This is a genomic window from Streptococcus australis (genome assembly GCF_015553625.1).
Classification (GTDB): Bacteria; Bacillota; Bacilli; order Lactobacillales; family Streptococcaceae; genus Streptococcus; species Streptococcus australis_B.
On sequence record NZ_JADNGY010000006.1, the window covers coordinates 2,288 to 24,573 of the forward strand.

Annotated in this window: 24 protein-coding genes and 1 tRNA gene; 16 read left to right on the forward strand and 9 right to left on the reverse strand. The window is 42.5% G+C overall.

Annotation, left to right across the window (positions count from 1 at the left end):
• Positions 1 to 251: 251 nt before the first annotated feature.
• Both I2D56_RS06190 and I2D56_RS06195 read left to right on the forward strand, forming a co-directional pair.
• Positions 252 to 737 (forward strand): immunity protein YezG family protein, encoded by a 486-nt coding sequence (locus I2D56_RS06190; RefSeq protein ID WP_009732100.1) that lies wholly within the window; start codon positions 252 to 254, stop codon positions 735 to 737.
• Positions 738 to 862: 125 nt separating this feature from the next.
• Positions 863 to 1,402, forward strand: a complete 540-nt coding sequence (locus I2D56_RS06195; RefSeq protein WP_009732101.1) for a T6SS immunity protein Tdi1 domain-containing protein — start codon at positions 863 to 865, stop codon at positions 1,400 to 1,402.
• 545 nt (positions 1,403 to 1,947) lie between these two features.
• Here the strand turns inward: I2D56_RS06195 and I2D56_RS06200 are convergent.
• A complete protein-coding gene (locus I2D56_RS06200) occupies positions 1,948 to 2,463 on the reverse strand; it encodes an HdeD family acid-resistance protein (protein ID WP_023022109.1) in 516 nt (171 codons plus the stop codon).
• Between the two features lie 222 nt (positions 2,464 to 2,685).
• The gene (locus I2D56_RS06205; RefSeq protein WP_023027597.1) at positions 2,686 to 3,195 is read right to left on the reverse strand and encodes a helix-turn-helix domain-containing protein; all 510 of its coding nucleotides are present in this window, start codon (positions 3,193 to 3,195) and stop codon (positions 2,686 to 2,688) included.
• A 219-nt stretch (positions 3,196 to 3,414) separates the two neighbouring features.
• Here I2D56_RS06205 and I2D56_RS09895 point away from each other — a divergent pair, with 219 nt between their 5' ends.
• Genes I2D56_RS09895 through I2D56_RS06220 form a run of 4 tightly spaced genes read left to right on the forward strand, consistent with a single transcriptional unit; the run spans position 3,415 to position 5,961 of the window.
• On the forward strand, positions 3,415 to 3,597 hold the full coding sequence (locus I2D56_RS09895) for a hypothetical protein (protein WP_002916824.1): 183 nt from the start codon (positions 3,415 to 3,417) through the stop codon (positions 3,595 to 3,597).
• A gap of 45 nt (positions 3,598 to 3,642) precedes the next feature.
• The gene (locus I2D56_RS06210) at positions 3,643 to 4,620 is read left to right on the forward strand and encodes a replication initiation protein (protein WP_195348202.1); all 978 of its coding nucleotides are present in this window, start codon (positions 3,643 to 3,645) and stop codon (positions 4,618 to 4,620) included.
• A gap of 11 nt (positions 4,621 to 4,631) precedes the next feature.
• The gene (locus tag I2D56_RS06215; RefSeq protein ID WP_000369785.1) at positions 4,632 to 4,820 is read left to right on the forward strand and encodes a DUF3173 domain-containing protein; all 189 of its coding nucleotides are present in this window, start codon (positions 4,632 to 4,634) and stop codon (positions 4,818 to 4,820) included.
• Position 4,821: 1 nt separating this feature from the next.
• On the forward strand, positions 4,822 to 5,961 hold the full coding sequence (locus I2D56_RS06220) for a site-specific integrase (RefSeq protein WP_002911106.1): 1,140 nt from the start codon (positions 4,822 to 4,824) through the stop codon (positions 5,959 to 5,961).
• 86 nt (positions 5,962 to 6,047) lie between these two features.
• On the opposite strand, the gene I2D56_RS06225 is transcribed toward I2D56_RS06220, so the two are convergent.
• Both I2D56_RS06225 and I2D56_RS06230 read right to left on the reverse strand, forming a co-directional pair.
• Positions 6,048 to 6,120: transfer RNA gene (locus I2D56_RS06225), tRNA-Lys, on the reverse strand.
• 262 nt (positions 6,121 to 6,382) lie between these two features.
• The gene (locus I2D56_RS06230; RefSeq protein WP_129270382.1) at positions 6,383 to 7,654 is read right to left on the reverse strand and encodes a replication-associated recombination protein A; all 1,272 of its coding nucleotides are present in this window, start codon (positions 7,652 to 7,654) and stop codon (positions 6,383 to 6,385) included.
• Positions 7,655 to 7,768: 114 nt separating this feature from the next.
• Between I2D56_RS06230 and I2D56_RS06235 the strand changes: the two genes are divergently transcribed.
• The 8 genes from I2D56_RS06235 (at position 7,769) to dtd (ending at position 14,748) form a co-directional block, all read left to right on the forward strand.
• Complete coding sequence (locus tag I2D56_RS06235) at positions 7,769 to 8,239, forward strand: DUF3013 family protein (RefSeq protein WP_195348203.1); 471 nt, start codon at positions 7,769 to 7,771, stop codon at positions 8,237 to 8,239.
• Positions 8,240 to 8,294: 55 nt separating this feature from the next.
• Positions 8,295 to 8,837, forward strand: a complete 543-nt coding sequence (locus tag I2D56_RS06240; protein ID WP_195348204.1) for a hypothetical protein — start codon at positions 8,295 to 8,297, stop codon at positions 8,835 to 8,837.
• A gap of 49 nt (positions 8,838 to 8,886) precedes the next feature.
• Positions 8,887 to 9,321 carry an NUDIX hydrolase gene (locus I2D56_RS06245; protein WP_031574864.1) on the forward strand — a complete coding sequence of 145 codons (435 nt, stop codon included), beginning with the start codon at positions 8,887 to 8,889 and terminating at the stop codon, positions 9,319 to 9,321.
• Positions 9,318 to 9,791 (forward strand): GNAT family N-acetyltransferase, encoded by a 474-nt coding sequence (locus I2D56_RS06250; protein ID WP_117744950.1) that lies wholly within the window; start codon positions 9,318 to 9,320, stop codon positions 9,789 to 9,791. The genes I2D56_RS06245 and I2D56_RS06250 overlap by 4 nt, the downstream gene beginning before the upstream one ends.
• A 137-nt stretch (positions 9,792 to 9,928) precedes the next feature.
• Complete coding sequence (prmA, locus tag I2D56_RS06255) at positions 9,929 to 10,879, forward strand: 50S ribosomal protein L11 methyltransferase (protein WP_129270388.1); 951 nt, start codon at positions 9,929 to 9,931, stop codon at positions 10,877 to 10,879.
• Position 10,880: 1 nt separating this feature from the next.
• A complete protein-coding gene (locus I2D56_RS06260) occupies positions 10,881 to 11,630 on the forward strand; it encodes a 16S rRNA (uracil(1498)-N(3))-methyltransferase (RefSeq protein WP_195348205.1) in 750 nt (249 codons plus the stop codon).
• Between the two features lie 251 nt (positions 11,631 to 11,881).
• The gene (locus tag I2D56_RS06265) at positions 11,882 to 14,101 is read left to right on the forward strand and encodes a RelA/SpoT family protein (RefSeq protein WP_135783201.1); all 2,220 of its coding nucleotides are present in this window, start codon (positions 11,882 to 11,884) and stop codon (positions 14,099 to 14,101) included.
• 203 nt (positions 14,102 to 14,304) lie between these two features.
• The gene (gene dtd / locus I2D56_RS06270; protein WP_048691599.1) at positions 14,305 to 14,748 is read left to right on the forward strand and encodes a D-aminoacyl-tRNA deacylase; all 444 of its coding nucleotides are present in this window, start codon (positions 14,305 to 14,307) and stop codon (positions 14,746 to 14,748) included.
• Between the two features lie 293 nt (positions 14,749 to 15,041).
• On the opposite strand, the gene I2D56_RS06275 is transcribed toward dtd, so the two are convergent.
• Complete coding sequence (locus tag I2D56_RS06275; RefSeq protein ID WP_023027609.1) at positions 15,042 to 15,695, reverse strand: metal-dependent transcriptional regulator; 654 nt, start codon at positions 15,693 to 15,695, stop codon at positions 15,042 to 15,044.
• A 140-nt stretch (positions 15,696 to 15,835) separates the two neighbouring features.
• Here I2D56_RS06275 and I2D56_RS06280 point away from each other — a divergent pair, with 140 nt between their 5' ends.
• Entirely contained in the window at positions 15,836 to 16,861 is a 1,026-nt protein-coding gene (locus I2D56_RS06280) for a DUF3114 domain-containing protein (RefSeq protein ID WP_195348206.1), read from the forward strand.
• A gap of 109 nt (positions 16,862 to 16,970) precedes the next feature.
• On the opposite strand, the gene tpx is transcribed toward I2D56_RS06280, so the two are convergent.
• The 4 genes from tpx to I2D56_RS06300 all read right to left on the reverse strand — a co-directional run bounded on the left by tpx (position 16,971) and on the right by I2D56_RS06300 (position 20,069).
• Positions 16,971 to 17,465, reverse strand: coding sequence for a thiol peroxidase (gene tpx / locus I2D56_RS06285; protein ID WP_048717579.1), 495 nt, complete (start codon positions 17,463 to 17,465; stop codon positions 16,971 to 16,973).
• 87 nt (positions 17,466 to 17,552) lie between these two features.
• On the reverse strand, positions 17,553 to 18,485 hold the full coding sequence (locus I2D56_RS06290; protein ID WP_048788740.1) for a metal ABC transporter substrate-binding protein: 933 nt from the start codon (positions 18,483 to 18,485) through the stop codon (positions 17,553 to 17,555).
• Between the two features lie 25 nt (positions 18,486 to 18,510).
• On the reverse strand, positions 18,511 to 19,350 hold the full coding sequence (locus tag I2D56_RS06295) for a metal ABC transporter permease (protein ID WP_009732123.1): 840 nt from the start codon (positions 19,348 to 19,350) through the stop codon (positions 18,511 to 18,513).
• Positions 19,347 to 20,069 (reverse strand): metal ABC transporter ATP-binding protein, encoded by a 723-nt coding sequence (locus I2D56_RS06300; RefSeq protein WP_048788741.1) that lies wholly within the window; start codon positions 20,067 to 20,069, stop codon positions 19,347 to 19,349. The genes I2D56_RS06295 and I2D56_RS06300 overlap by 4 nt, the downstream gene beginning before the upstream one ends.
• A 149-nt stretch (positions 20,070 to 20,218) precedes the next feature.
• Between I2D56_RS06300 and I2D56_RS06305 the strand changes: the two genes are divergently transcribed.
• Positions 20,219 to 22,114 carry a M13 family metallopeptidase gene (locus I2D56_RS06305; protein ID WP_195348207.1) on the forward strand — a complete coding sequence of 632 codons (1,896 nt, stop codon included), beginning with the start codon at positions 20,219 to 20,221 and terminating at the stop codon, positions 22,112 to 22,114.
• Positions 22,115 to 22,286: the final 172 nt, after the last annotated feature.

Consider the following 22,286-nt stretch of genomic DNA (forward strand, 5'->3'; position numbering starts at 1 on the left):
TTAGATGCCCCCTGCATGAATTTGTAAGAACTTTTCATATTGAAAATAAACAAAAATGTTGAAATATAGCTGATTTTAGGGAAATACTTTTAGGTATTTTCAATGTCAGGATTTAAAAATGGGGCAAAAGTGGGGAAAAACGAATGACTCGCATTTGGTTTGAAAATCTATAATACCTAATGATTATGCCATACTAGATATATAGTGTTGTTATAAATAAATGTCAGTGCGAGTTCAAATCGGAGGATAAAATGGAAAAACAAATTAATGAAAAAATTCGTGAGATTGCACAGAGTGTTAATGAGACAATACCAGTAGCATGGGATAATCTTTTTATTAACATAAGTTTAGCTTTTGATGGAGGAGAGGTATATTATTTCTTTAATGAAGAGGGGAAAAATGAGTATATCTACAATCTATATATTCCAAAGCGGTATGGTATTCCTAATTTAGAATTTCGGAATCAAGAAAGACGCACCTTTAGATTAGCTTGGGAGTTGAGAGAAATTTTTGAGAAAGAAGGCCAACCTTTGTGGACTTCTTGTACTATAAAAGTAATTGGCACGAAATTATCTGCTGAATTTGACTATGCACCTTGGAATGAAAGTGATTATAGTTCAGGTCAACAAATGGACTTTTTTGAATATAAATATCTCGGAAAGCAACCAGCTAATGAAAAAGAACTAGAACAGTTCAAGGCTATGAAAGCCTTCCAAAGAGAGCATAATGGCAAATAGTTATATCTAAAGAATAAACCACCTACGCGGTGGTTTTCTTGTTGTTTAACAAATGTTGGTACATATGGTTTATGGTATACTATGGTTGTAGAGAAATGATGCTAAAAATCAAATCGGAGGAAAACATGCTAGAAAACTTTATCAAAGTGGCAGATATGCCCCAAGAAGTTATTGAAAAATACAAGGACCAAGTCCCTGCTGAGTTGTTACAGATTTGGCAGGAAGATGGCTTGGGAACCTTTTTAGATGGTTATCTCAAAGTCATTAATCCAGATGACTATCTTGAACTTCTCCAAGATAGTTATTTCAGAGGAGATGTCGCTTTTCCTATGTTCGTAACAGCGTTTGGAGATATTGTTACTTGGGAAAAGAACGCCTATGTGGGAATTGTCCAATATAATATTCAGGATTTGGATATTATTTGTAAGGGGATGGATTTATTCGTTCAATATTTAGATAACGAATATATTACAAAAAAATTTGAACTTGATTTATACAGACAAGCTGTGTCAAAACATGGTGCTCTGTCTTATAACCAATGTTTCGGTTTTGTCCCGCTCCTAGCATTAGGAGGCTTTAAAGATGTGGATCATATGGATAAAGTTAAAGTCCTGGAGCACATTTACCTCATGTACCAACTCACAGGCGGAGTGTTTGACGATTGATAAAAAAGAACCACCCTCGCGGTGGTTTTTTCGATGAAAACGAGTGTTAGATAAATAGTGAGTCTTTGGATGAGACTCGCTTATTTTGTTAATGTAAAATTTTTTGGTACAAATTTTGGTACAAAAAACAAAATGACAAACAAAAAAGCCTGATATATCAGGCTTCCTGTTGATTTATTGGATGCCCCCTGCATGAATTTGTAAGAACTTTTCATATTGAAAATAAACAAAAATGTTGAAATATAGCTGATTTTAGGGAAATACTTTTAGGTATTTTCAATGTCAGGATTTAAAAATGGGGCAAAAGCGGGGCAAAAACGAATGACTCGTATTTTGTTTGAAAACCTATAATACCTAATGATTATGCTATTCTAGATATATAGTTTTGTTATAAATAAATGTCAGTGCGAGATCAAATTGGAGAATAAAATGGAAAAACAAATTTCTACGTAGAATGGAATGCGAAAAAGTGATAATTAAAGAGACAAAAAAGCTGAGAATATGATTTCCCAGCTTTTTTGAATGCGATAGAAATAGCAACTAGACTATTTACGAAAGGCCTCAATAATGTAGGTGAAGCCAGTAACTAAAACTGAAAAGGCAATGACATAAACGACAAAGACACCTGTAGCCACTGGATTGAACAGAATCACTAGACCTAGTAAAAATTCAAGCAAGGCTACCCACGTGATATTGCTACCAATAATAGGGAAAGTCAATCTTAGACGATTGCCTTTAAAGAAAGCAATAATGGCTTCTACAATTAACCAAATTCCTACAATGGTCGGAATGACGACCGGCAGGGTCACAAAGCCATAAGCAACGAGGTAAAGAGCTAAGAGAAGACTAACAAATCCTTGGAAAAGATAAACAGGTGAGCGAAGCTCTTTTGGTGCAGAGAAATAGCCTAAAATAGCTGCTATAGAAGAAACCAGTAAACCAAATGAAATCCACCAGCTGTAAGCAACAAGATTAGCTACTGGGTTTGTAAATAGGAAAAGTCCTAAAAGGACAAAAACAACTCCTGCAAGGAATAGCAGTAAACGATTAGAAAATTTCATTTCAATACCCCCTATATAGTATAGTTTTCTAATAAAACTATTATACTTATTTTTATAGAAAATGTCAATAAAATAAATAAACAATTTGGAAGTTTCAGTCTGACTTACAAAAAGAAAAGGAGTTTTCACTCCTTTTCACAGATTTAAGACAAAGTCCTTATAAAAGTGTCTTCTAAAGATTTTAACTTCAATCTGAAGCGAGGATATCCTCGCTTTTTTTATTTAATCTAATAGCTCCTTATTTTCAATTAAGAGCTCTAGTGGAGATTTATCCCTTGCTTCAATAAAACCAGGTTCATATTGGTTATGAAGTGTTCTTTTCTGAGAAGTTGGATCAATATACAACTCATCTCCATCTTCTGTGTATAGTTGGTTGCCTCTTGTTAAGTAAAGTAAATCCTCTAAGTACTGTCCATCAGTTTCTAGAAAATCTTCGATGTATTTGACAGCTTTTAAAATCTCACTTACTTTATCAGAGTATTCATTAGATTCAAGAACACTCTTTTCTAACTCAATCTCTTTACTAGTTCCAAATAGTTGGGTTGGAGTTGCATTAAAATATTCTGCTATCTTATCCAAATTTGCAAAGGTAGGATAGCTTTTTTGTTTTTCGTAATCAGAGATGGACTGTTTACCGATTCCTAAATCTTCCGCAAGTTGAGTTTGACTTACTCCTTTTTCTATGCGTAGTCGTGCCAAATTGGGTCCAAAATTTTGAATAATAAAGGTCATGATAAACTCCTATGTTGTATTTTAAACTTATTCTATCACCTATAAACTTACAAATCAAGTTTTTAGTTGACTACTCAAAATATTTTTTATAAAATATATTTATAACTTACAAATAAGTTATAAACGATACAAATAACTCATATGTTTAGGAATAGTGAGTGAGGAGGAATTTGAGGACGAGACTATGACTATGACTATGACTGATGACTATTCGAAGCCTTGGAGCTAGAAATTGTGTGGACAAGGACAAGGGACGAGCCTGACGGGAAGTCAGGCGAAGTCCTGCAGACTGCCGTCCAGACAATTTCTAGCCAAGCAAAAGCTGGCTATTCTAACAGCCAGCAAAAAGGGACACTTAGGGCAACGCCCAAAGAACGACGGAACGAGCAATCGTTGATTTGACGGTGTTTCTGAAACCTAAAAAATCTAAAAGAAGGGGGGACAATTTTGTTGGTTTCTATACAAGATTTAAGAAGTATTCAAGAACGATGTGATGTAGGAGAATTAGTACAGCGGTTAGATGTCAGTATTGATAGATTAACGGTTATCTGGGATACAGACATTGGTTCCCTAAGACAAATTTTTAAAAATCTGAAACAGGCAATAAGTACAAGAGTTGATTCATTTGAAATACATGATAACGTACGAGATGATGTATTTACTTTAGCTAAAGATTTTAATGAGTATGATTCAATCAATATTATATTTTTTCAATTATCCACTTATGGAAATGAACAATTGATTCGAATTGATTTCAATCCTAATACTTTAAAAGAATTTGATGGAATGAAAGTATGGAGGCAATTAATGTACTTTGCTAGATTGAATTCATTGACAGTACGTTTGTCTCGTTTTGATTTGGCATTTGACATTTTCAATAGGCCTGAAATCGTTAATTTGCAACATATTAAAGGTGGTGTTACCCATAAGGTCTTCTATGGTAGAGGGGGCGAATTAGAGACGAAATATTGGGGTTCTAGTGGCAGTAATGTACAAGTTAGGTTATATGATAAGAATAAAGAAATCATTGCTCACAAGCGCGAAGAGAAGCTAGATTTGGCTGTAAATCCGTTTTGGTGGAGACTGGAGTTCCAACTCAGAACCAAAGCGATTGGTGAGGAGATGGTCCAAGATATTATGAATCGACTTGATAATTTCGGATTTTATAAACTAGAACATATTCGAGTGGATCAAAGAGCATTTACTATTATCTTTCTCAACAATCCTGAACTGTTATCATTGGCTTTTCCAAATTTAAAATCAGACAGCATCAAAAAGAAAAAAACAAGAGTCCGCAAACTATTGAGAGAAGAAACGAACCAATTTGCGGAAGAATTAAAAGAAGTATTAATACAGAATCTCCCTAAATTAAATGCAGAATTACAACTACTTGTAGGCGAGTTTCTGAATTTAGAAAATAAATAAGGAGGATAACTATGGACAATAATTTAATTAGTAACAAAGAATTAATTGAAATGGGCTATCGCCCTCATACAGCGAATGATATCATTCATCAGGCAAGAGAATTACTTGTCTCACGAGGCTATACATTTTATAATCGCAAACGTTTGATGGTTGTTCCAAAAAGTGTTGTAAATGAGATTCTAGGAACTGAGGTGGCGTAATATGGCAAGTGTTCGTTATCGAAAGCGAGGAGATAGTAATTTATGGACCTATGAAATTCGTAGCGAAGGGAAAACTGTTGTTCATAATAGCGGTTTTAAAACAAAAAAACTTGCAGAGTCAGAAGCTGAACCGATTCTGCAAGAACTTCGTTTAGGAAAAAGAATTTCTAGAGATATTTCTCTTGTAGATCTGTATCAAGAATGGCTTGAACTAAAAATTCTACCGAGTAGTAGGTCGGAAGAGACAAAGAAAAAATATCTTCTCCGTAAAAACACAATTGAAAGATTATTTGGAAATAAAAAAGTCACTCAAATTCGTGCGAGTGAATACCAAAGAATTATGAATAAGTATGGACAAACAGTTGGTAGAAATTTTCTTGGTAGATTGAATACTGGGATTCATCAGAGCATCCAAATGGCAATTGCAGACAAAGTTCTAATAGATGATTTTACACAACATGTCGAGTTATTTTCATCCAAAGAACAACAGATGACAGAAGAGAAATATTTACATACAGAAAAGGACTATCTGGATTTACTTTTAGCAGTAAAGAGAAAATTTGATTACCAACGTTCAATTGTTCCTTATATTGTCTATTTTCTATTAAAAACAGGCATGAGGTTTGGAGAGTTAATAGCGTTAACTTGGAATGAAGTTGACTTTGACAGAGGACTGCTAAAAACATATAGGAGGTTCAATACCCTTTCTCATAAATTTGTCCCTCCAAAAAATAAAACGTCTATTCGGATGGTACCGATAGACGAAGAATGTATTAAGATATTACAAGTCCTAAAAATTGAACAAGAGAAAGCTAATAAAGAGCTAGGAATCAAGAATAGGTATAAAATGATTTTTCAGCATTATGGATATATTCACTTGGTACCAGACATTGCAAGTGTCAATAAAGCTTTGAGTGTTCTTTTAAATGAATTAGATATTTATCCAATTATCACGACAAAAGGAGCACGTCATACCTATGGAAGCTACCTCTGGCACAAAGGATTTGACCTTGGAGTTATTGCAAAAATTCTAGGGCATAGAGATATTTCAATGTTAGTAGAAGTATATGGACACACTTTAGAAGAGAAAATTTTTGAAGAATTTAATCAAATTAGAGATGTCTGGAAAGATTGCTCATAAAAAAATGTGGGGCAAATGATGGGGCAAATCAGTTATAGACAAGCAAAAAAGCCTTATAAATCAAGGCTTTTTCCTGTTGATTTAGATGCCCCCTGCAGGGCTCGAACCTGCGACCCATAGATTAAGAGTCTACTGCTCTACCAACTGAGCTAAGGAGGCAAAAAAAAGCTGTATTGGTGCCGAAACTTCACGGTTTGTATTGAACCCGCGCAATTAAGCAGGTGGGCAACTTGCTCTAACTGAAGCTGCTTCCGCGTGATACGGCCTGCATGCTGTTAGAAGTCCTTTGTTTCCCTAATAATACAAAAAATAGTCGGTCAACACTTAAGTGTGAAGTCGTACACCACAGCGTTTCTATATGTATATGATACCATATTTCAAAAAAATTTCAAGGGAAAATCTCAATTTTTTGGAACCGATATCACCTTTTCTTGAGTTGATCAATCTTCTCTTTTGTCGCCCCTAGGGCTCGCTCGTATTTGCCATTTTCATTGGGAGTGAAATAAGAGACCCCCTTAAGCTTGTCTGGTAGGTAGTCCTGTTGGACCCAATTGCCAGGATAATTGTGAGGGTACTTGTAGTCTTGGGCATTTCCCAAGGTCTTGCTTCCAGCATAATGACCGTCACGGAGGTGGCGAGGGATAGGAAGATTGCCCGATTTCCGGAGATCAGACAAGGCCTTATCCATGGCGACGTAGGCCGAGTTGGACTTAGGCGAAAGTGCCAGGTCAATGACGATGTTGGCGATGAGGATGCGGGCTTCGGGAAAGCCGATGCGCTCCGCTGCCTGAAGGGCTGTCACCGTATGGATCTGTGCATCTGGATTGGCCAGGCCGATATCTTCGTAGGCAATGACCGTCAAGCGACGGGCTAAGCTAGGGAGATCGCCCGCTTCAATCAAGCGTGCGGCGTAGTGGAGACTAGCATCGACATCGGATCCGCGGATGGACTTTTGCAGAGCAGAGAGGACATCGTAGTGGCCGTCTCCATCCTTGTCCATGGTGATATAGCTGCGCTGGAGGCTGTTTTCCATGATGTCGAGACTGATGTGGCGAACGCCATCCTCCCCTTCCTTGGTAGAGAGAACAGCCAAATCGAGAGAATTATAGGCAGAACGCAGGTCTCCATTGGTCGAAGTGGCGATGAAATCCAAGGCTTCCTCATCGAGGGTAACAGGGAAGTCAAAGCCCCGCTCAGGGTCGCTCAGTGCCAACTGGATCGCCTCTTTGACCTGCTCATTGGTCAAGGGTTCCAGCTCAAAGATCTGCACCCTACTGCGAATGGCAGGCGTCACGGAAAAGAAAGGATTTTCGGTTGTAGCGCCGATCATGATGACCAGACCGCTCTCCAATAAAGGCAGGAGAAAATCTTGTTTGGTCTTGTCCAAGCGATGAATCTCGTCCAAGAGCAGGACTAGACCACCTGAAAACTTAGCTTCCTCTGCAATCTCTTGCAGGCGTTTTTTACTGTCGACAGTTGCATTGAAGGTCCGAAAGGCATACTTGGTCGTGCCTGCGATGGCAGAAGCAATACTGGTCTTGCCAATCCCTGGTGGGCCAAAGAGAATCATGGACGAGAGACGATTGGCCTCCACCATGCGGCGGATGATTTTCCCTGGGCCGACCAGGTGTTCTTGTCCGATGACCTGATCAATGGTTTTGGGGCGCATGCGCAGGGCGAGATTGTCCGGCATGAGGGTCTCCTTTCTAGCTTTGTCTCCTTTAAAAGAGGCAGTTTTTATGGTAAGATTGTAGTAACTATTGTATCATATTCCGCTCTAAGAGTGGGAAATTAGAAAGAGGACATGATGTCTAAATATGGATTTTTGGATGTTTTAGAAGAGGAAATGGAAAAGGTCTTTCCCTTTGACTTTGAGATCAATTGGGATAAGAAGAATCATGCGGTAGAAGTGGCTTTTCTCTTAGAAGTACAAAACACAGGAGGGGTTGCCTTGGTCGATGAGTCGGGGGAAGAGTCTGACGAGGATATCTTCTTTGAAGAAGCCGTCATCTTCTACAATCCAGCCAAGTCGCATGTGGAAGAAGATGCCTATTTAACAGCCCTTCCGTATGAGCCGAAAAAAGGCTTGTCTCGGGAGTTTCTAGCTTATTTTGCGACCTTCCTAAAGGATACAGCCGAGCTGGCCTTGGATGACCTCATGGATTTCTTAGCAGACGAAGAAGCAGAGAGCTTTGAGATCGTCTGGAACCAAGAAGTTTTTGAAGAAGGAAAAGTTGGATTGGAAGAAGGAAAATTTTACCCTTACCCGAGGTATTAGAAAAGATTCTAAGTGGACATTTTTAAATAATGAATTCAAGGAGAAGGGGGAGACTATGCTAGAAAAAGTCAAACAGTTTTTCAGGAGAAGGTCAGCTAAAACTGAGCCGTCAGTTGATATTCTTCCCCGCAATCGCTTTGCGGACCTAGATTTCGAGCGAGTATTGAAGTCTGGAACTCGTCGACTTGTCGATGAGGAGGGGCGCTATGCAGAAGATGGTACAGTCACAGAACTTGAATTTCCTGAAGACTTTGCGGAATTTGAATTTCTAGTTGGTTTTAATACGGAGGAAGAAGAGCAGTTTCAGCAACTATTAGCTAGTTTGAATAGTTTTGACAATGCCATTCAGTCCCATTTGGAAAGTGAGATGCAACAACCTATCCCTCAGTATGCCAAGAATCTCGGTTATACTCAGAAGAGGTGGGAGAAAACCTTTTGCTTCCATCCTTGGATATTAAGCGGTGAGGAAAACCCGCCTAATCTTCGCTATGTTGCAGATTATGTAAACGATGAGTTTACGGTTTATTTTGCGAAAAGACATGGCAGATGGCTGGCGTACTGGGATGCAGAGTGCCAAAAAGTAATCGAAGAAAGCTAGCTCGTATTTTCCTAGAGAGTAATTGTTATCATAGAAAAGAGTAAATATCATGGAATTATTGGATAGCAGAATGGATTTCCAAGGTTGCAAGATTGCCTTGATTTGTGGGGATAAGGTCTTGACTATCTTACGTGATGACAAGGACGATATCCCTTGTCCCAACATGTGGGAGTTGCCAGGTGGTGGTCGTGAAGGAAACGAAAGCCCTTTCGAGTGCGCAGCGCGTGAAGTTTATGAGGAATTGGGAATTCATTTAGATGAAGACTGTCTGCTTTGGAGCAAGATTTATCCTAGCGTAATCTTTAAAGACAAGCAATCGGTCTTTATGGTTGGTCAGCTAAGACAAGAACAATTTGACAATATTACCTTTGGGAATGAAGGACAGGCCTATAAACTGATGCCTATTGAGGAATTTTTGAAGTCTAAACAGGCAGTGCCTCAGCTACAGGGGAGATTGAGGGATTATTTGGAGGAAGGTTTATGATAACACTTGTTCGAGCGGGAGCAGAGGATTTAGAAACTATTATTGCAATTCAGAGAGCTAGCTTTAAGGCTGTTTATGAAAAATACCATGATGAATATGACCCTTATCTCGAGGACCGCGAACGAATCAAATGGAAACTAGTCGAACGTCCCAATAGCTATTACTACTTTGTAAAAGAAGATGAAGAAAACATCGGATTTTTACGAGTTCAGACCAATGCCGAGTTAACGGAAGCTTGGTTGGGGACCGCAGCGATTCTGCCTCCGTATCAGGGAAAAGGGTATGGATCTGAAGGATTGCGCTTACTAGAAGAGGAATTTTCAACTGTTAGACAATGGGACTTGTGTACGGTGTTACAGGATGCAGGCATGGTTGCGTTCTACGAGAAGAATGGCTACCATCAAACCCATATCGAGCCTGAAAAAGAAGGCATGGATATGGTCTACATGAAAAAATTGATAGAGAAATAGAAAGGACGGTTCAGTTAAATTTTTAAACTGAACCCGCCCTAAACACGGTGCCAAAAAGATAAACTTCTCTTAGACACAAACGTCTTCAGAGAGTTTCCTATTTTGGCTTTGTGTTTTACGGGCTTGGTATCTTAATAATGGAAACATGGCAAGAGTTAAAAGTTACAGTCAAGCGTGAGGGAGAGGAGTTGGTCTCCAATCTCTTGATTGAGTTAGGTGCCCAGGGTGTTGCGATTGAAGACAGTATGGACTATGTGGGCAACGTCGATCGCTTTGGTGAGATTTTCCCTGAGGTCGAGCAACAAGAAGAAATTGTGGTGACAGCCTACTATCCTGAAACGGTTGATGTGGTAGCGGTTGAAGCGGACTTGCAGGCTCGCTTAGCAGAATTGACGGATTTTATGGACTTAGGAGAAGTCAAGATTGGTACTACTGCCTTGGCTGAGGAAGACTGGGCGGATAATTGGAAAAAGTACTATGAACCAGCTCGTATCACTCATGACTTGACCATCGTGCCGTCATGGACGGACTATGAGGCGACTGCGGGAGAAAAGATTATCAAGTTAGATCCAGGTATGGCCTTTGGAACTGGGACCCACCCAACAACCAAGATGAGTCTTTTTGCCTTGGAGCAGGTTCTTCGTGGTGGCGAAACAGTGCTAGATGTGGGGACTGGTTCAGGAGTTCTTTCTATTGCTAGCTCACTTCTGGGTGCCAAGGAAATCTTTGCCTATGATCTAGATGATGTGGCAGTTCGCGTCGCTCAGGAGAATATTGAACTCAACCCTGGCATGGAAAATATCCATGTGGCGCCAGGCGATTTGCTCAAGGGGGTGGAGATTGAAACAGATGTCATCGTGGCCAATATCTTGGCGGATATCCTCATTCATCTGACAGATGATGCTTATCGCTTGGTCAAGGATGAAGGTTACCTGATCATGAGTGGCATTATCAGGGACAAGTGGGACATGGTCCGTGAGTCGGCGGAAGCAGCTGGATTTTTCCTTGAAACCCACATGATTCAAGGGGAATGGAATGCCTGCGTCTTCAAGAAGACCAAGGATGTCTCAGGTGTGATTGGAGGCTAGCATGCAGCAGTATTTTGTCAAAGGTCTTGCCACATCACCTGTCACCATCGAGGACAAGGAGACCAGCAAGCACATGTTTCAGGTTATGCGCCTGAAAGAAGATGATGAGGTCGCTTTAGTCTTTGATGATGGGATCAAGCGTTTGGCGCGCGTGGTCAATGTGGAGGCTCGTCAGTTGGAGCTAACCAAAGAATTAGCTGACAATGTGGAACTACCTATTCAAGTGACCATCGCTTCAGGCTTTCCCAAGGGAGACAAGCTGGAGTTTATCACTCAAAAAGTAACAGAGCTAGGTGCTAGTCAAATTTGGGCCTTTCCTGCCGATTGGTCAGTTGCCAAGTGGGATGGCAAGAAATTGGGTAAAAAGGTTGAAAAACTAGAAAAAATCGCCCTTGGAGCAGCAGAGCAAAGCAAGCGGAATCTTGTTCCAAGCATTACCCTTTTTGAGAAAAAGGCAGACTTTCTAGCCCAACTCGACCAGTTTGACCGCATCGTGGTGGCCTATGAAGAGTCGGCCAAAGAAGGCGAAAGCGCTGCTCTTGTACAAGCTGTAAGTGGTCTTAAAAAAGGGAGCAAGGTTCTCTTTATCTTTGGTCCAGAAGGTGGTCTTTCACCTGCTGAAATTGAAAGTTTTGAAGCTAAAGGAGCAGTCCTTGCAGGCCTTGGCCCTCGGATTCTCCGTGCAGAAACCGCCCCACTCTATGCCCTTAGCGCAGTGAGTGTTGTTACAGAATTAATGAAAAACGCGTGAAGGTAGATCTTCACGCGTTTCTTCTATATCTTATTTTATTCAGAATTTATTCGTTTTCTTATTTTTTATATATTACAAATTAATGGATTTTTTATAAAAAATGGAGTATTTGTATAAAAAAGGAGCCTACGTTTGGGATTTCTGGCTGATAGTGCTGGAAAGCTCCTCAAATAGCATGAAAGTCAATCGGACTAGTTTTCATATAGAGCTAAAAGTGATAGAATAGAAGGCAAGAAAGTGGAGAAAACTAGATGCCGAAAGAAGAACCTTTAACAGGGGGCCAGGTTATTGCCCTTACCAAAAAATACTTGTCGGGAGAGGATGTTGCATTTGTAGAAAAAGCTCTCCTTTATGCAGTCGACTGCCATAGTGGGCAATTCCGTAAATCAGGTGAACCCTATATCATCCACCCTATTCAAGTTGCCGGCATTTTGGCAAAATTGAAGTTGGATGCTGTGACGGTTGCCTGTGGTTTTTTGCACGACGTTGTCGAGGATACAAACGCGACCCTGGATGATTTAGAACGTGAATTTGGGCACGATGTCCGAGTGATTGTTGATGGAGTGACCAAGCTCGGGAAGGTCAAATACAAGTCCCATGAAGAGCAGCTGGCAGAGAACCACCGCAAGATGCTCATGGCCATGTCTCAGGATATCCGTGTCATCTTGGTCAAGCTAGCAGACCGCTTGCACAACATGCGGACTTTGAAGCATTTACGCAAGGACAAGCAAGAACGGATTTCCCAGGAAACCATGGAAATCTATGCGCCGCTAGCCCACCGTCTCGGGATTTCCAGCGTCAAGTGGGAATTGGAAGATCTATCCTTCCGTTATCTGAATGAAGTCGAGTTCTATAAAATTTCCCATATGATGAAGGAGAAGCGTCGCGAGCGGGAAGCCTTGGTAGAAGAAGTTGTCCAAAAGATCGAGTCCTATGCAGCAGAACGCCACCTCTATGGGAAAATCTATGGTCGTCCTAAGCATATCTACTCCATCTACCGCAAGATGCAGGATAAGAAGAAACGCTTTGATGAAATCTATGATTTGATTGCCATTCGCTGTATCCTGGAATCACCGAGCGATGTCTATGCCATGCTGGGCTATATCCACGAGTTGTGGAAGCCTATGCCAGGCCGTTTCAAGGACTACATCGCCAATCGGAAGGCCAATGGTTACCAGTCCATCCATACCACTGTTTACGGACCAAAAGGTCCCATCGAGTTCCAGATCCGTACCAAGGAAATGCACGAGGTTGCTGAGTACGGGGTTGCGGCACACTGGGCTTATAAGAAAGGAATCAAGGGCCAAGTCAATAGCAAAGAATCGGCTATTGGGATGAACTGGATCAAGGAGATGATGGAACTCCAAGACCAGGCGGATGATGCCAAAGAATTTGTCGATACGGTCAAAGAAAACTATCTAGCCGAAGAGATTTATGTCTTTACCCCAGATGGAGCGGTTCGTTCTCTTCCAAAGGATTCTGGACCGATTGACTTTGCCTATGAGATTCATACCAAGATCGGGGAAAAAGCGACTGGTGCCAAGGTTAATGGCCGTATGGTTCCTTTGACTACCAAGCTAAAAACGGGTGACCAGGTTGAAATCATCACCAATCCAAATTCATTTGGACCAAGTCGTGACTGGCTCAATATCGTCAAGACCAGCAAGGCCCGCAATAAGATCCGCCAATTCTTTAAGAACCAAGACAAGGAACTCTCGATCAACCGTGGACGAGAGTTGCTCATGGCCCAATTCCATGAGCATGATATGATTGCCAACAAGTTCATGGATAAGAAGCACATGGACAAGGTCTTGCAAAAGACCAGCTACAAGACCGAAGAGGCCTTGTTTGCGGCCATCGGTTTTGGAGAAATCGGAGCCATCTCTGTCTTTAATCGTTTGACGGAGGAAGAGCGTCGAGAAGAGGAAAAGGCCAAGGCGCGTGCAGAAGCTGAGGAGCTGGTCAAAGGCGGCGAAGTCAAAGTTGAAAACAAAAAAGACACCCTCAAGGTCCGCCATGAAGGTGGCGTGGTCATCCAAGGGGCTTCTGGTCTCTTGATCCGGATTGCCAAGTGTTGCAATCCCGTCCCAGGAGATACAATTGTCGGTTACATTACCAAAGGACGTGGGGTTGCCATTCACCGTCAAGACTGTATGAACCTGCGGGCCCAAGACAACTACGAGCAACGCTTGATCGACGTCGAGTGGGAAGACAATAACACGACCAAGGACTACATCGCCCATATCGATATCTACGGCCTCAACCGTGCGGGCCTCCTCAACGATGTCCTACAAGTCTTGTCCAATACGGCTAAGATGATCTCAACCGTCAATGCCCAACCAACCAAAGATATGAAATTTGCCAATATCCACATTTCCTTCGGGATTCCAAACCTGTCTATGTTGACAACGGTTGTGGATAAGATTAAGAGTGTGCCGGAGGTGTACTCTGTTAAGCGTACCAACGGCTAGTCGGCTGCTCAGTTATCTTTTATTGCTTCGTTAGCTCGCCTCGCCGTACTCCAGTACTGTCTTCGTCTCGCTGCCTTGCCCTAAAAGCAACTGAACAGCCTTTGGTTTTCGGATAGTCTGCCTGCTTTTCATCGCCTTGTTTGAAGTCGATGTTCTTTGAAGCTTAGTGGTGAGCCCAATAGATTGTATAATAGGATAATAAGATGAAATTAGTAATTCAACGGGTCAAAAGGGCCTCGGTTTCTATTGACGGTCAAGTTTATAGTCAGATTCAAGAAGGACTTCTTCTCTTGGTGGGAGTGGGGCCTGAGGATGACCAGAAGGATTTGGAGTATGCGGTGCGCAAGGTCACCCAAATGCGGATTTTCTCGGATGAAGAAGGGAAGATGAACTTATCTGTCAAGGATATTCAAGGAGAAATCCTCTCGATTTCTCAATTTACCCTCTTTGCCCAGACAAAAAAAGGCAATCGTCCAGCCTTTATCGGGGCAGCCAATCCAGAGATGGCCAGCCAGCTCTATGATGATTTTAATGATTTGTTAGAAAAGGAAGTCCCTGTCAAACGAGGGGTCTTCGCTGCAGATATGGCAATTGAACTCATCAATGATGGCCCAGTGACCATCATCCTCGATACGAAAAATCCATAAAAAAACAAGCCCTTGATTAAAAGGCATGTTTGAATGTAGACAAATTACTTTTTACTTAGGATAGCTGGATAATTTTTCAAAAAAATTCTTATATTACTCTGGATTGTCAAAGTAAATCCGAAACTTTCCGCTGTGAGAAAAATGCTTGAAACATTGTTGTTTCAAGCATTCGGGAGTTTTGAAACCTTAGGTTCAAAACTAAGTCATGGAACTTCGTAGAAGTTCGCTGACGTCCGTACTCACCTAAGGAAAGTTTCTAGGAATACTATTTCTTCAATCTGACATGCCCTTTATCAAAGGGCATGTTTTTCTATGTAAAGTTGTTGGGCAATCAGATGATTGATTTGGATGTCTTGGTCTTTGATCTGGAGATGATAGAGGCCGGTGTAATCATCATAGCCTTTGAAGAGAATGACATCTCCAATGGTCAGCTGGATCTGGTCTAAAAAATTCAGCAATTCAAAGCTATCCTGGACTCTTCGCAAACGATAGGTTCCCGGTTCGCTGACATCACTCAAACGGTCCTGGTAAGCCTCGATGAGAAGTTTTCCTTTGGGTGGAATGGTTCCTCCATGGGGGCAGGTTTTGGGAGTGTCTAACATCTGGTCAAGTTTATCGATAAAGCGGTCGGAGACAGTATGTTCGAGCACTTCAGCCTCTTCATGGACTTCTTCAGTCGTATAGCCCAGTTTTTTGAGCAAGAACACTTCAATCAAGCGGTGCTTGCGAAAGAGATCGGAAACCGTTTGGAGGCCGAGCTTGGTTAGCAGATAGCCGTGGGTCTTGTCCTTGATGAGGAGATTCTCCGAGATCATGCGTTTGACCATCTCAGTCACGGCTGGAGGCGAAACCTGCATCCGGGCCGCAATCTCTTTGTTACTAATTTTTTCATGTTGCGTGCCGATTTCATAGATGCACTTGAGGTAATCTTCTTTATTTGGTGTCATAGGGTCCTCTTTTCTTCGCTTCTTCTAGTATATCAAAAAAAGCGCGAAATGGCTTGGCCAGTGGATAGGAATTGTCTGGGAGGGAGAAAGATGATAGTATAGAAGCATAAACCGAGAACAATATGGAAAGGAGGGTGCAAATGCAGCGACAGGAATTGGAAAAACTGGGCTGGACGACCAGAGGTCTCAGCTACTTAGAAAAACAACTGCAGTCTTGCGAAGATGAAGCAACAAGGCAAGACTCTTACCGCTCTGTCTTCGTCTTTGCCAGTCCTCTTTTCCAAGAGATGTGGCAGAGAGAACTGCAAGGGTTGACGGAAGGCCGTGCCCAGGCCCTCTTAAGAGGGGTCATGCACCTCTGTCTCATGCCACGGGATTTATCGGGAACCTGTGAGGAGACTGCCTTCTTACTGAAGCGGTTCTGGCCAGATTGCCCGCCTCATTCGTCTTTTTGGTCCTCTTTTTCAAGAGTGGTTCAAGTAGCATTTGCTCAGGATCCATTAGCCAGCAAAGCAGGAGATCAGCTCTTAAAACGACAGGTTCACCAGTTTCGCTATCTGCTCTCTGCCTACCAGGCCCAGTGGATTCGGGAGCATTATGCCAGAGCGGGGCAGACTGATGAAGAGGCGCTACAAGCTTACTTGCAGGAGACAAAAGGGATCAAAATCGATGCTTATGCAGCAGCTCGTCTCCATAATAAGGTCTATGTGGATCAAGATGGCCAACTTGCTTTCCCATCTCGTGCTCAGGCCCAGTTGAATTTTAAGGTATTGCTCAACTTTTATACAGAGTATATCCTGGATCAGGGTGGCCAGTTTCTCAACGAAGTGGATCCGTATCAGATTTCTGAAAATGGCATTGTCAATGGAGCCAGTTTCAACTATGGCTTAGCCAAAGGCCATACCCATAAGGACTTGGATATCGATCCCGTTAAACCGTGGGATCCAGCTTTTCGCAAGAAGGTTCTCTATCAGCAAGGTGTTCGCTATCTAGCTCCGAAGAATGATCGCAGTATTGAAGGCTACTGGAGTCGGAAGGGAACCTTTGCACAAGGAGGCAAGAGCTATAAGCAACAAGTAGCAAAGCGCGTGCGGAGTTTCCTCAGAGGCATCCCACGCTTACGCTGGCGACTTTTACTCAAGAATGGGCTCCATCGGATTTTATAGTAGTCCTCTTTCGGATTGAAGAAAAAGGCCTCTTAGAAACTCACCTAAGGAAAGTCTCTGAACAGATTTTGTAGATAAAGTAAAAAGAGGTCCTAGACCTCTTTTTACTTTATCCAAGTGCTTTGACGGCTTCGATTGCCGCGTCGTAATTGGGTTCGCTGTTGATGTTGTCTAGGTATTCGACGTAAGTGACCTTGTTGTCTGCATCTAGGACCAAGACAGCGCGTGCGAGCAAATGCCATTCATTGATCAAGAGGCCATAGGCTTTTCCGAAGGAATGGTCGAAGTAGTCTGAGATCATGATGGCATTTTCGATCCCTTCAGCAGCACACCATTTACCTTGAGCGAAAGGAAGGTCGACAGAAACTGTCAAGACCACAGTGTCCTCCATGTCAGAGAGGGCCTGGTTGAAGTGACGTGTTTGAGTAGAACAGATACCTGTGTCAATGGATGGGATCACACTGAGGACTTTTTTCTTCCCAGCAAAATCAGCCAAAGATTTTTTCTCTAAGTTTGGTGTAGTCAGTGAAAAGTCATGAGCAGTATCGCCAACTTGAAGTTGAGATCCGGTAAAGGTAACAGGGTTTCCTAAAAATGTTGTCATAGCAAAGACTCCTTTTTTCTTTTCATTGTACATTAATGAAGGGGGAAGAGCCACTGATTTGTTTGAGAATCTAATCAGTTTGGAATCTTATTTGTTCAAACCTTCTGCGATTTTCTCCAAATTCCATTTCATCATGCTGTAGTAGCTGTCGCCTTCTTCGCCTTCTTTGGCGATCGAGTCAGTAAAGATCTTTGCAAAGATAGGGATATTGCTATCCTTAGACACAGTTTTCATAGGACGCTCATCGACACTGGATTCGACAAAGAGGGACGGTACTTTGGTTTGACGCAATTTCTCTAGCAGCGTTTTGATTTGTTCAGGTGTCCCTTCTTCTTCAGTGTTGATTTCCCAGATATAGGCAGATGGGACGCCGTAGGCTTTGGAGAAGTACTTGAAGCAACCCTCACTGGTTACGATCATCTTCTTCTCTGCTGGGATGTTATTGAATGCTTGCTTGGCTTCTTGATCCAGCTTGCTCAGTTTTTCAGTATAGGCTGCTAGATTTTTTTCGTAGAAGTCCTTATTTTTTGGATCTTTGGCGATCAATTGTTTAGCAATGTTTTTAGCATAGATGATCCCGTTTTCGAGATTGAGCCAAGCGTGAGGGTCTTCTTTTCCAGCTTGGTTTTGGCCTTCTAGGTAGATGACCTCTACGCCATCGCTGGCAGCGAAATAGTCCTTGTTTTCTACTTTATTAGCATTTTTGACCAACTTGGTAAACCAAGCATTGCCACCCGTTTCGAGGTTGATGCCGTTGTAGAAGATGAGGTCTGCTTGTGAAGTTTTTTTGACATCTTCTGGGAGTGGTTCGTATTCATGGGGATCTTGGCCGACAGGGACAATACTGTGTAGCTCGATTTTATCTCCAGCGATATTTTTTGTCATATCTGCGAGGATGGAGTTGGTGGTGACCACTTTCAATTTATCGGATGAGGACTTGGAAGAAGAGTCTTTGCTACAAGCCAGTAAACCAAATAAGAGAGCCACAAAGAGGGCTAAGACGGAAGTTAGTTTTTTCATTTTTTTCTCCTTTATGAGATTAATCTTAGTACGAAGGGGAATGTCTGTTCTTTCTCTGCTTGGGAGCGATAAAGAAGCTAATGAGAAAGAAGACGGCAGAAGTGATGACAATACAAGATCCGACAGCGATGTTGAAGCTATAACCAATAAAAAGTCCTAGGATGGATGCAAGAGCACCTAATCCGGATGAAAGGAGCATCATGGACCAGAGGCTATTGGCATAGAGATAGGCCGTCGCAGCAGGTGTGATGAGCATGGCGACGATGAGAATGGTCCCGACACTCTGCATAGCAGTGACAGAAACCAAGGTCAAGAGCACCATGAGAAGGTAGTGATAGACCTTGACCCGAACGCCCATGGATTGAGCGAGGACAGGGTCGAAGGAAGTAAGTAGCAAGGGTCGAAAGAGCAGGCAAATCGCCAGTAAGACAGCCACACCAATACCAATGGTCATCCACATATCCTGGTCTTGCACGGCCAAGATATTCCCAAAGAGGATGTGGAAGAGGTCAGTGGAACTTTTAGCGACTCCAATCAAGATGACCCCTAAGGCGAGGAAAGAAGAAAAGGTAATCCCAATCGCAGTGTCGCTCTTGATGATGGAGTTGCTCTTGATATAGGTGATCAGGATGGAAGCTAAGAGGCCAAAGATGATGGCGCCAATAAAAAAGTTGATACCTAAGATAAAGGACAAAGCCACCCCTGGAAGGACTGCGTGCGAAATAGCGTCCCCCATGAGAGACAAGCCTCGCAGAATGATGAAACATCCGACCGCACCGGCGACGATCCCGATGGCAATAGCTGTAATGAGAGCGTTTTGGAGGAAATGAAATTGTTGTAATCCATCGATAAATTCTGCAATCATCTGATTTCACCTCCTATAAAGAGTTCATGCCCGTAGGCTGCATGCAGATTCTCTTTGGTAAAGGTTTCCTCTGTTTTCCCAAAAGCAATCAGTTTGCGATGAAGGAGGAGGACTTGGTCAAAGTAAGCTGGAACCTTGCTGAGATCGTGATGGACGATCAGGATGGTCTTGCCTTCCTTTTTCAGGGTTTGGAGTGTCTGCATGATGATGTCCTCGCTAACAGAGTCAATTCCAGCGAAGGGCTCATCCAAAAAGATGACATCTGCTTCTTGGACCAAGCAGCGGGCGATTAGGACCCGTTGGAATTGCCCTCCCGAGAGTTGGCCAATCTGGCGATCCGCGAGATCAAGGAGATTGACAAGTTTTAAGGCATCTTCCACCTTTTGGAGATCCTCTTTGCTTTTTCGCTTGAAGATAGAAAGATGGGGGTAGAGGCCCAGTGAGACACACTCTCGCACCGTGATGGGGAAGTGGAAATCAATAGCTGTCTTTTGTTCGACGTAGGCCACTCGTTGAAGAACTTGGTCGAGATCTTTTTGATCGAGTAGGACTTTTCCCGAATGAGGGAGAAGTCCTAGCATAGCCTTGATCAAGGTTGATTTTCCAGCTCCGTTGGGTCCAAGAATTCCTAGGATGGTTGGACCCTGGATGGTGAGAGAAAGATTCTCCAAGGCCAGTGTTTGCTGGTAAGCAACACTTAGATGTTCAATTTGAATCATGATTTTTCTCCTTTACCATTAATATACATAAATTAAAAAATTAAGTCAAGTTAATTTTTTTAAATAATTTAGATTAACTCACTTGTAATCATTGAAAAATAGACCTATTTTTGATAAGGTTATTACAAAAGATTGAAAGTGAGAAGATCATGGTACGTTTACAAGATGATTTTTATGATTACGTCAACGGGAAATGGGCTGAGACAGCTGTGATTCCAGATGACAAACCGTCAACCGGTGGTTTTATGGACTTGATCCAAGAGATCGAAAACTTGATGTTGGATATTACCGGAAAATGGCAACGAGGAGAAGAGCTGCCAGAAGACAGTATTCTCCAAAACTTTGTCAAATACCACAAGATGGTGGCAGATTTTGATGCGCGAGAAGCAGCTGGTGTGGCTCCAGCTATGCCCTTGATCAATGAAATCAAGGCCTTGTCTTCTTTTGAAGACTATACCAGTAAGTTGGGGACCTATGAGCTAGCTGGCAAACCAAATCTCATGCCATTTAGCGTGTCACCAGACTTTATGAATGCCCAAATGAATGTCTTGTGGGGAGAGTCTCTTGCTCTCATCTTGCCAGATACGACCTACTATGAAGAAGGCAACGAAAAGGGTCCAGAATTGCTGGCTATCTGGCGCCAAATGATGGAAAAACTCTTACCTAAATTTGAATTCTCAGAGGAAGAAATCAAGGATATCCTGGATAAGGTCATTGCAGCGGACGCAGAATTAGCCAAATATGTCTTGTCAAATGAAGAAAGATCAGAGTACAACAAACTCTACCATCCTTATGAGTGGGCAGATTTCAAGGCCTTGGTTCCAGAATTGCCACTCGATGCCTTCTTTACAGAAGTGATCGGACAAACACCAGATAAAATCATCGTGCCGGAAGAGCGTTTCTGGAAGGAATTCGCTCCAAAATACTACTCGGCAGCCAACTGGGAAACCATTCATGCCAAATTGAAACTCGGTGCAGCCTTAGATTGGACATCTTTCTTGACCGAAGAAATCCGTGTCCTGTCTGGTGAATATGGACGGATCATCACGGGGATTCCAGAAGCTCGTCCGAAAGAAAAAGCCGCTTTGGCTTTGGCAGAAGGACCTTATAGCCAAGCACTTGGCCTTTGGTATGCGGGCGAAAAATTCTCACCAGAAGCAAAAGCAGACGTAGAGCATAAAGTAGCGACCATGATTGACGTCTACAAGGAGCGCTTAGAAAAAGCAGACTGGCTCGCTCCTGAAACTCGTGAAAAAGCCATTGTCAAACTCAATGTCATTACACCGCATATTGGCTACCCTGAAAAATTACCAGAAACATACGCCAAAAAGATTATCGACGAGAGCAAGACCTTGGTGGAAAATGCTCAAGCTCTCTATGAAATTTCCATTGCCCATACTTGGAGCAAGTGGAACCAACCAGTCGATCGGAGCGAATGGCACATGCCAGCTAATATGGTCAATGCTTACTATGATCCGCAACAAAACCAAATCGTCTTCCCAGCAGCGATTTTACAAGCACCTTTCTATGACCTTCACCAATCATCATCAGCCAACTACGGCGGAATCGGTGCGGTCATTGCCCATGAAATCTCCCACGCCTTTGACACCAATGGAGCCTCCTTTGACGAGCACGGTAGCTTGAAAGACTGGTGGAAGCCAGAAGATTACGAAGCCTTTACCGCTCGTACTCAAAAAGTCATCGATCAGTTTGAAGGACAAGACTCATACGGTGCCAAGATCAACGGGAAATTGACCGTTTCTGAAAACGTAGCAGACCTCGGTGGTATCGCTGCAGCTCTTGAAGCCGCTAAGAAAGAGGAAGATTTCTCAGCAGAAGAATTCTTCACCAACTTTGCTCGCATCTGGCGCATGAAAGCCCGAACAGAGTACATGCAACTCCTCGCAAGTGTCGATGTCCACGCACCAGGAAAACTCCGCACCAATGTCCAATTACCAAACTTTGACGAATTCTTTGAAACCTTTGATGTCAAAGAAGGCGACGGCATGTGGCGCGCACCAGAAGACCGTGTGATTATTTGGTAAATTAAGATAGGAGAGACGATTCGGTTTACCGAAACTTCCTGCAGAAAAATAGGAAATCAATGCCGCATTCCATGAATGCCAATTGATTTATCTTTTTTCAAAAGGAAGTAGTCTCGACTTCAGTTGAGTGATTGCTTGACTTTCTTGACCATGTGGGCCATGCTCACCAGGC